The sequence below is a fragment of the Streptomyces sp. NPDC091289 genome, from assembly GCF_044757365.1.
Taxonomy (GTDB): Bacteria; Actinomycetota; Actinomycetes; order Streptomycetales; family Streptomycetaceae; genus Streptomyces.
This window is the reverse complement of record NZ_JBIVUT010000045.1, coordinates 20,254-28,601: the sequence shown is the minus strand read 5'-3', so window position 1 is coordinate 28,601 and position 8,348 is coordinate 20,254. Positions and strand designations below refer to the sequence as shown.

10 protein-coding genes are annotated in these 8,348 nt (G+C 71.2%); 4 read left to right on the top strand and 6 right to left on the bottom strand.

The genetic code is table 11. From position 1 onward, the window contains the following. Positions 1-91 precede the first annotated feature (91 nt). The 4 genes from ACIQPT_RS36985 to ACIQPT_RS36970 all read right to left on the bottom strand — a co-directional run bounded on the left by ACIQPT_RS36985 (position 92) and on the right by ACIQPT_RS36970 (position 3,744). Entirely contained in the window at positions 92-448 is a 357-nt protein-coding gene (locus ACIQPT_RS36985; RefSeq protein ID WP_401162668.1) for an antibiotic biosynthesis monooxygenase family protein, read from the bottom strand. A 35-nt stretch (positions 449-483) separates the two neighbouring features. Then, positions 484-921, bottom strand: coding sequence for a hypothetical protein (locus ACIQPT_RS36980; protein WP_401162666.1), 438 nt, complete (start codon positions 919-921; stop codon positions 484-486). A gap of 91 nt (positions 922-1,012) precedes the next feature. Beyond that, positions 1,013-2,242 (bottom strand): phosphatidylserine/phosphatidylglycerophosphate/cardiolipin synthase family protein, encoded by a 1,230-nt coding sequence (locus ACIQPT_RS36975; protein ID WP_401162664.1) that lies wholly within the window; start codon positions 2,240-2,242, stop codon positions 1,013-1,015. A gap of 125 nt (positions 2,243-2,367) precedes the next feature. After that, positions 2,368-3,744: a helix-turn-helix domain-containing protein gene (locus tag ACIQPT_RS36970; RefSeq protein ID WP_401162663.1), complete on the bottom strand. Its 1,377-nt coding sequence runs from the start codon at positions 3,742-3,744 to the stop codon at positions 2,368-2,370. Between the two features lie 205 nt (positions 3,745-3,949). Here ACIQPT_RS36970 and ACIQPT_RS36965 point away from each other — a divergent pair, with 205 nt between their 5' ends. From ACIQPT_RS36965 to ACIQPT_RS36955, 3 genes are all read left to right on the top strand, one after another. Beyond that, on the top strand, positions 3,950-4,648 hold the full coding sequence (locus tag ACIQPT_RS36965) for a DUF4232 domain-containing protein (protein ID WP_401162662.1): 699 nt from the start codon (positions 3,950-3,952) through the stop codon (positions 4,646-4,648). A 156-nt stretch (positions 4,649-4,804) separates the two neighbouring features. Continuing rightward, the gene (locus ACIQPT_RS36960) at positions 4,805-5,590 is read left to right on the top strand and encodes a helix-turn-helix domain-containing protein (protein ID WP_401162660.1); all 786 of its coding nucleotides are present in this window, start codon (positions 4,805-4,807) and stop codon (positions 5,588-5,590) included. After that, positions 5,587-5,829, top strand: coding sequence for a DUF397 domain-containing protein (locus ACIQPT_RS36955; RefSeq protein ID WP_401162658.1), 243 nt, complete (start codon positions 5,587-5,589; stop codon positions 5,827-5,829). Before ACIQPT_RS36960 ends, ACIQPT_RS36955 begins: the two co-directional genes overlap by 4 nt. Positions 5,830-5,840: 11 nt before the next feature. Here ACIQPT_RS36955 and ACIQPT_RS36950 read toward each other — a convergent pair whose 3' ends face one another. Next, the gene (locus ACIQPT_RS36950) at positions 5,841-6,410 is read right to left on the bottom strand and encodes a dihydrofolate reductase family protein (protein ID WP_401162657.1); all 570 of its coding nucleotides are present in this window, start codon (positions 6,408-6,410) and stop codon (positions 5,841-5,843) included. 101 nt (positions 6,411-6,511) lie between these two features. Beyond that, on the bottom strand, positions 6,512-7,366 hold the full coding sequence (locus ACIQPT_RS36945) for an NAD(P)H-binding protein (RefSeq protein WP_401162655.1): 855 nt from the start codon (positions 7,364-7,366) through the stop codon (positions 6,512-6,514). A 123-nt stretch (positions 7,367-7,489) separates the two neighbouring features. Between ACIQPT_RS36945 and ACIQPT_RS36940 the strand changes: the two genes are divergently transcribed. Beyond that, positions 7,490-8,344 carry a DUF4253 domain-containing protein gene (locus ACIQPT_RS36940; protein WP_401162653.1) on the top strand — a complete coding sequence of 285 codons (855 nt, stop codon included), beginning with the start codon at positions 7,490-7,492 and terminating at the stop codon, positions 8,342-8,344. The last annotated feature ends 4 nt before the right edge of the window (positions 8,345-8,348 follow it).

Here is an 8,348-nt window from a genome sequence, read left to right as displayed (position 1 = left end):
GCCACACTCCACAACCACGCCCTGGCCACATGATCTACAAGGGCACAGAACCCGGCTTGACCTGCCCGACGCCAGCCTTCTGCAACACGCTTTAGGGGGCGGTGAGTTCCACGACGACGTCGTAGACCGCCGGGTTCGGTGTGACCGGCTGCCTGGTCTGCTCGCGCGCGGCCTGGGTGCGGGAGGCGAAGTCGGGGTCGGCCGTGGCGGCCTCCCACGCCTCCTGGCTCTCCCAGTGGGAGACGTTGACGAGCTGGAAGCGGGAGTCCGAGGAGCGGGCCCGGTGCATCCGGGAGTCGATGAAGCCGGGCTTGTCCCGCATGAGGCGGGCCCGCTGCTCCCACTTCTCGACGAACGCGTCGAGTTCGTCGGCGGCTATCTCGAAGACGTTGATGAAGGTGACGGACGAGTCCGGCGTACCGGTGGCCGGGCGGTTTCCTGTGGTCATGCCGAAAGCCTATTCAGGCGGGGGCAGTTGTCCGCCTACTGCGGACGGCCCAGCGCCCACCCCGACACGTCGGAGAGGCGTCCGCGCCACAGCGGCAGGGAGACCGGGTTCAGGGACCCGACGGCGAGCGTGACGTCCCGCAGATGGATCCAGCGGGGCAGCCGGGCCGTCTCCGCGTCCTCGTCGGCGCGCAGTTCCCGTACGCCCTGGTCGACGGTCTCGGGGAATTCGGCGAGCAGGTTGGCCCCCTCGCCCTCGACCTGCCGAAGGCTCCTGGCCCACTCGGCCTTCCACTGCTCGTGCCCGATGACGTCCCCGTGCAGCAGGCCGCCGGGGTGCGTGAGGGTGAGGGGCAGGCTGGAGCGGGGGTCCTCGTCGAGGAGCTGGATGAGCAGCTGGAGCTGAAGGTCGGGCAGGGGTTCGGTGATCACCGCGGCGGACGGTGCCGGTGAGGTGTCGGCGGTGGCGCTCATGGGCCCTTCCCTTCACATGGCGGAAGACGATCGTCCTCCCCGCCTGCCCGGCGAGCGCGGGAACACGCCCCCCGCCGGGCATGCGCCGGCCTCAGAGGAAGCGGCGGATGGGCACGGCGGCCGCTTCCCGGGCCCGCTGGAGGAGGTCGCGGCGCTTCCACCGGCCGCGCTCGATCAGCACGCTCCGGTCCCGGTCCTCCTCGAAGTGGCCGTCGAGGGTGGCGGTGAAGTCCCGGTCGAGGACGGCGAGCATGACTTCCTCGTCGTGGTCGAGGGAGCGCCGGTTGAAGTTGGTGGAGCCGATGAGGGAGGCGACCCGGTCCACGGTGAGGGTCTTGGTGTGCATCATCGTCGGCTGGTACTGGTGGATCTTCACGCCGCAGGCGGTCAGGTCCTCGTAGTAGCGCTGCCCGGCGAGCTGGCAGACCCGTTTGTCGGTGTGCGGTCCCGGCAGCAGGATCTCGACCTCCACCCCACGCCGGGCGGCGTCACAGAGGATCCCGGTGAAATAGGCGTCGGGGGCGAAGTAGGCGGTGGTGAGCCGGATGCGTTCCTCGGCGGACTCCAGGACGACCCGGATCAGGGTCTGCATGTCCTGCCAGCCGAAGGAGGCGGAGCCGCGCACCACCTGGACGACGGAGTCGCCGTGGTGCTCTTCCGTGACGAACCGGTCGCGCTCGTCGAAGAGTTCGTCGTGGCACTCGGCCCAGTTCTGGGCGAACGCGGCGGCCAGGCCGTCGACGGCGGGCCCGGTGACCTTCACATGGGTGTCGCGCCACTCGGTCTCGTCGCGGGCGTCGCCGCACCACTCCTCGGCAATCCCGACGCCCCCGGTGAACGCGGTGCGCTCGTCGACGACGAGGACCTTGCGGTGGCAGCGGTGGTTCTGCTTGAGCGGCGAGAGGTAGAGGGGCTTGCGGAACCAGGTCACCGTGACCCCGGCCGCGTCCATCAGGTCCAGCTGGTCCTTCTCTATGAGCCGCGACCCGAACCCGTCGAGCATGAGCCGCACCCGGACCCCGGCCCGGGCCCGGTCGGCCAGCGCCTCGGCGAACGTGAGCGCTATGTCACCGCGCCAGTAGACGAACGTCATCAGGTCCACGGTGTGCTCCGCGCCCCGGATGGCCTCCAGCATCGCGCCGAAGATCGCGTCGCCGTTGCGGAGCGGGACGAGGGCGTTCCCGTCGGTGGCGGCTATGCCGATCAGCCGCTCCAGCCTGCGTCTGAGCCGCAGGGACCGCTCCTCGCAGGTGCGGTCGTCCAGGGCCGGTCGGTCGTCCGGGGCAGGTCGGTCGGTGGCTTCGGCAGCAGCGGCGGACATGTGTCACCTGGTCGGGACGGGAGCGGGGCGGCCGTACGCCGTCGTCGCACGGCGGCGGGCTGCCAGGGCCTCGCAGACTGTACTCCCGAGTTCCGTACACGTGTACGGCCCGACCGCCCCGGGCCTCAGGACTGACCGGCACGCTCCCAGCCGTAGCCGGGCCCGCCGTGCACGTACTCCGGCCGCCCCTTCATCCCGCTGAGCCGGAACGGCTTCCCGTGGTCGTCGATCCGCAGCGTCCCTTCGTTCCCGCCGCTGCTCCACTCCAGCTCCAGGAACCAGGTGACGTCGTAATTCACGGCCTCCATATCGAGGTTGAAGACCTCCACGTCCTCGGACGTCACCTTGTACGGGAAGTCCACGGCCGGCACCTCGACGTCCCCCTGCGTCCCCGGCACCGGCCGGAGGGTGGGGTGCCCGGCGTCGAGGTGGGCCGCGAAGGTCTGCGGCGTGATCCCGCTGCCGCAGCCGTTGCCCATCTTGTACGCCGACCAGGGCAGCGGCGCGTTACGGGAGAGCACCCGGACGTTCATGCCCTTCAGGACGACCGCCTCGCGCGAGGTGCCCTGCACGGTGAGCTGGAGCAGCGTGTTCCCTGCCTCGACCCCGCCGTACGACGCCGCCCAGCCGCGCCGGTCCTGCGGTGCGGGCGGCGGATCGAGCTTGTCGGGGCCCTGGTTGACCAGATAGTGCTGCCCGCAGGGTTCTTCCCAGTTGTACGAGGTGATGTTGACGGTCGGCGGAGCCCCGAGGCCCGTACCGCCGCCGCCACCGCTCCGGGACTGACCGGGCCCGGAGCCGGTACCCGCCGAGGGCTTCCCGGACGGCGGCCCGGACGGGGACCCGGAGGCGCTCGCCGAAGAACCGGACGGGCTCGGGCTCGCGGAGGGCCGGGGCGTACCCGAGGCGGAGCCTTCCGGGGCCGCCGCGAGGCCCCCGCCCGCGTCCTCCACCCGGTCCGCGGCGCTCCCGCCGCCTTCCTTCCCCGACCCGACGAGTTCGACGGCGACGACGGTGCCGGGCACGAGGAGCGCGGCGACTCCGGCGGCGGCGATGAGCACCCGCGTACGCCGGGAGAGCCGGGACCACCGGGATCCCGGAGCCTGGCGATCGGCACCGCCACCATCAGACGTGACAGACGGCTCGGACGGCTCGGACGCCACGGACGGCTCGGGCACAACAGCAGGCGCAGCGACCACCGCAACCTCAGACGCCCCCGCCCCCGCGGCCGGGGCCTCCGCTGCCGAAGGCCGCCGCCGGGCCGCGTCCGCCACGATCCACCGCCGGTGCACCTCCACCATCTCGTCGCCGCTCGCCCCGCACAGCCGCGCGAACCGCTCCACCGGAGCGAACTCGTTCGGCACGGCGTCACCGTTGCAGTACCGGTGCAGGGTCGACGTACTGACGTGCAGTCTGCCGGCGAGGACCCCGTAGCTGCGCCCCGAACGGTCCTTCAGATCCTTGAGCAGAGCCGCGAACTCCACGGCCTCCGGCGTCGCCACGACGGCGCTCCCCTTCCTCGTGCGTCCCGGAACGGCGTTCCAGGGACGCGGAATTCCCGCAGGTCACCGTACGCGTAGACGTTCCAGCATCCCCAATGGTTCTGCGGGCGTTGCGGCCGGAATCCGCTGCCCCACAAGATCGGACCAGACCACAGCAGCACTGCAGTTCACCGCAGATCAACCGAGCACGGGGAGTACCACCGCCATGCGCACCAACCGCATCCGCACCACCGCCCTCGCCGCCACCGCCCTCGCGGCCGCTCTCTCGCTCACCGCCTGCGGCGGCGGCGAGGACAAGGCCATGGGGACCAAGCCGGCCGGTTCCGCCGAGACGGCGGCCCCCGCGGCATCGAACACCGACAGCACGGCACAGCCGGACGCGCCGGAGGCCGGCGCACCCGAGACGCAGACCGTTCCCGCCGGGGGCAAGCACGCGGGCGGCAACGGCAAGAAGCCGGAGACCGCGCCGAACACGGAGGCGGCGGCGTCGATCCCGGCCTGCACGCCCAAGAACTCCACGGTCAAGGTCTCCGACGTCAAGCGTCCGATCAACCACCTGCTGCTCACGGTGACCAACACCGGCTCCAAGGACTGCGCCGCGTACCACGCGCCGTTCCTCCGCTTCGACGGCGCGCAGGCGGTCTACCCGATCCTCGACGACAGCAAGCCGCAGGCGGTCGTCGTGCTCTCTCCGGGCGAGAAGGCGTACGCGGGCATCGGCCTGCTCGGCGAGCCCGGCGAGAACGAGCCGGTCAAGAGCGACAACCTCGGCGTGATCATGGTCGACAAGAACAACAACTCCAAGGGCGAGGCCACGCTGAAGCTCCCGGCGGAGACCTACACGGACAGCCTCGGCTTCGTCACCTACTGGCAGTCGGACGTCGAGAACGCGCTCATGTACTGAGCACACAGGCCATCCCGGGCCAGGGCCTGACATGCGGTGACTGTGCGCGACCCGTACACATTTCTTGTACGGGTCGCGCAGGCGTGAAGTGGGTTCCGGGGTGGGAGTGGGAACCGTATGCACCCCAGAAAGCGACAGCGTAAGAACGCGTCGACGATGAAGCTCGTGGGCAAGCTGCTGGCCCGCTTCCGCAAGGAGGCGGGCCTCACGCAGACCGAACTGGCCCAGGCCTCAGGCGTACAGGAGGACACGATCGCCTCCGTCGAGCAGGGCAGACGCTCGCTCGTCCCGGATCTGGCGGAGACGATCGACGATCTGCTGGAGACCAAGGGCGCGCTGGCGACGGCGGTCGACAACATGCCGGAAGTCGACCTGATCCCGCTGTGGGCCGAGGACTACATCGACATGGAGCAGGACGCGCTGGCGCTGTCCTGGTACGACAACCAGGTCATCCCGGGCCTGCTCCAGACGAAGGCGTACGCGGAGGCGGTGTTCCGCAACAGGATCCCGGTCTACAGCCCGGAGGAGATCGAGACGCAGACGGGGACTCGGCTGCAGCGCCAGCAGATCCTGGACCGGAAGAAGCCGCCGACCACCAGCATCGTGATCTGGGAACCGGTCCTGATGATGAAGCTGACGTCGGACGAGGAGCACCGGGAGCAGCTGCGCCATCTCCACGCGATGGCCCAACTCCCCGGCGTCTGCCTCCAGGTGCTCCCTCTCGACAGCCGGGTCCACGCGGGCATCGACGGTCCTTTTACTCTCCTGGAGACCCCGGACCACCAGCACGTCGCGTACACCGAGACCCAGCGCGGCAGCCAGCTGATCTCCGACCGGAACGAGGTCAGCATCCTCGCCCAGAAATATGCGATGCTGCGAGCCCAGGCGCTCAGCCCTGTGGAGACCCTGCGCCTGCTGGCACGCTTACTGGGAGAGACATGAGCACCGCACTGAACTGGTTCAAGTCGAGCTACAGCGGCAGCGAAGGCGGCCAGTGCCTCGAAGTAGCCTACGACTGGCGGAAGTCGAGCCACAGCTCCGACGAGGGCGGGGCCTGCGTCGAGATCGCCGCGCACCCCGCCGCCGTCCACGTCCGTGACTCCAAGGACATCGAGGGCCCGACCTTCACCGTCGCGCCCACCGCCTGGTCGGCGTTCGCCGCCTACGCGGCCACCGCCTGACCGCACCGCCGCTACCCCGCCCGGACCGTCTCGTAACGGAGCATCGCGACCCCGTTCCCGAAGGTCCGCGTCTCCACCAGCCGGAGCCCCTGCCGCTCCTCCGTGTCCCGGAAGAAGGGGCGGCCCCGGCCGAGGACGACGGGATGGATGTAGATGCGGTACTCGTCGACCAGGTCGAACCGCCGGAACGACTCCACCAGATCCGCCCCGCCGACCACCAGGTCCCCCGAGGCGGCGTCCCGCAGACCGCGCACCTGCTCGGGGTCGACCTCGTGCAGCAGGGTCGCGCCCGGCCCCACGCTCTCCAGCGTCCGCGAGAAGACGAACTTCGGCATGTCCCGCCAGATGCCCGCGAATTCGGCCATCGGCCCGTCGCTTGCCGGGTCCTGGTCGGCGGTGGGCCAGAAGTCCTCCATCAGCTCATAGGTGACGCGCCCCTCCACGAAGCCGCCCACCAGCCGCAGGTAGTCGTTGAAGTGCTGGTGCACCTCCTCGTCGACCGTGTGCCAGTCGATGTCCTGGTCCGGCCCTTCGAAGAAGCCGTCGAGGGAGAGCGAGATGGATACGACGATCCTGTTCACGGGGGCTCCTGCCGGATCGGCCCGGCCGACGGGGGCCGGGCGGCGCGCAACGGGCTCACGACGATACGCCGCCATGTGCGATTCGTCCGGAAATGATCGGCTCAGCGGAAGACGTCGGCCCGGTCGGCGGCCCAGCTCGCGAACGTACGCGCCGGAGCGCCGGTGATCTCCTCCACCGTGGTGGTGATCAGCTCGGAGGCGGGGCGGGTGCCCACTCCGGCCAGGAGCGCGTCCACCAGGGCTGGCGGCCGGCCGTCGGCGAGCATCCGCTCGCGGGCGACGTCCGCCGGGACCGCCTCGAAGCGCAACGGCCGGCCGAGCGCCTCACCGATGGCCCGGACCTGCTGGGCCCTGCTGATCACCTGAGGGCCGGTCAGGACGTACGTGGCTCCCTTGTGCGCGTCCTCGGTCAGCGCCCGGACCGCGACCGCCGCGACATCCCGCTCGTCGACCACCGCCGTGGCGGCCGTGTCGGGACCCCGGACGACGTCGCCGGCCCGGATCTGCCCGGCCCAGCCACGGGCGTTGGAGGCGATCGTGTCGGCCCGCAGGACGGTCCGCTCCAGCCCGGACTTCTCGATCAGGGCCTCCATGTCGGCGTGGAGCTGCCGGATCGGATCGGTCTGCCGCTCGGCGGTGTCGTCCACGCCCGACGACGATACGTAGACCACGCGGCGGGCGTGCCGTCCGATCGCGTCGAGCACGGCGGGCGCGTGCTCGGTCGTGAGGAAGGGCCACACGAGGAAGACGCTCCCGACACCCGTCAAGGCCGCTTCCAGCGTGGCCGGTTCGGCCAGATCGCCCACCACGGTCTCGCCCGCCCCGACCCCTGCGCGATCTCCCGCGCGGCGTGACAGTGCGCGCGGGGCCGTCCCTGCGGCCACGAGCCGATCGACCACTTCCCTCCCTACGTTGCCGGTCGCTCCGATCACCAGTGTTCTGAGTGTCCTGTCCATGGCCGGTTCAACCGACCGGCCCGCCGCGTATTCCTCCTGGCCGGATCTCGCCCCCCAACCCCCAGGCGTCGACTCCCCCCGCCGCATCTCCCGTTGTCAGTGCCCCCGCTTAGGCTCACCACCATGGCGACGCTCCCGAATCCACTGCCCTCCTTGGCCTCGTCCGGTCTGGGCCTCCCGCCCGGTTCCCTGGTGGACGCCACGCTGGACGGCCCCTGGCACGAGCCGCTGCTCTGGTACGCGGACGGCCCGGCGGCCCCGCGCGACTGGCCGGACCTGCGGGCGGCCGGGCGGCGGCTCGGGCTGCTGCCGGTGCTGGTCACGGGCGGGCAGCGCGGCCAGTGGCCCGAGGACTGGGACCTCTGCCCGGACGGCACGTCGTATCCCGGCGACCACGACGCCGACGAGGTCCTCGCGGGCTATTGGACGGACTACGCGGACGACGAGGTGGGCGACGGACCGGCAGCCGAAGAGAGCGGCGAAGAGAGCAGCGGCGAGAGCGGCCACGACAACGGCGGTCCCGGCTCCTGGCCCGGCCTCGCGCCCGCCCCCGCCCGGGAGCCGGCCGAGGACGCGGACACGGTGGCCGCAGGCCTCGCGGGCGTGATCGCCGCCGACGCGGACGAGTGGCTCGGCGGGGCCCGGATCGCCCTCGTCCCGGCCCGCCGCAGCGCCGACATACCGGCGGCGATCGGCTGGTCGGGCCCGATGAACCACGAGGGCGACGTGGCCCGGCTCTGCGCGGTGCTCCGCTCCTGGGAGGACCGGTACGACGCCCGGGTCGTCGTGCTCGGCTTCGACACGATGATCGTCTCCGTGGGCCGCCCGCCGGCCACCCCGGAGGAGGCCCGCGCCCTGGCCGCCGAGCACTACGCGTTCTGCCCGGACAACATCGACCAGTCCCCGCCCTACGACCTCGACGTCTACGCCGAGAAGGCCGTGCTCAACCAGGAAGCGTGGTCGTTCTGGTGGGACTAAAACG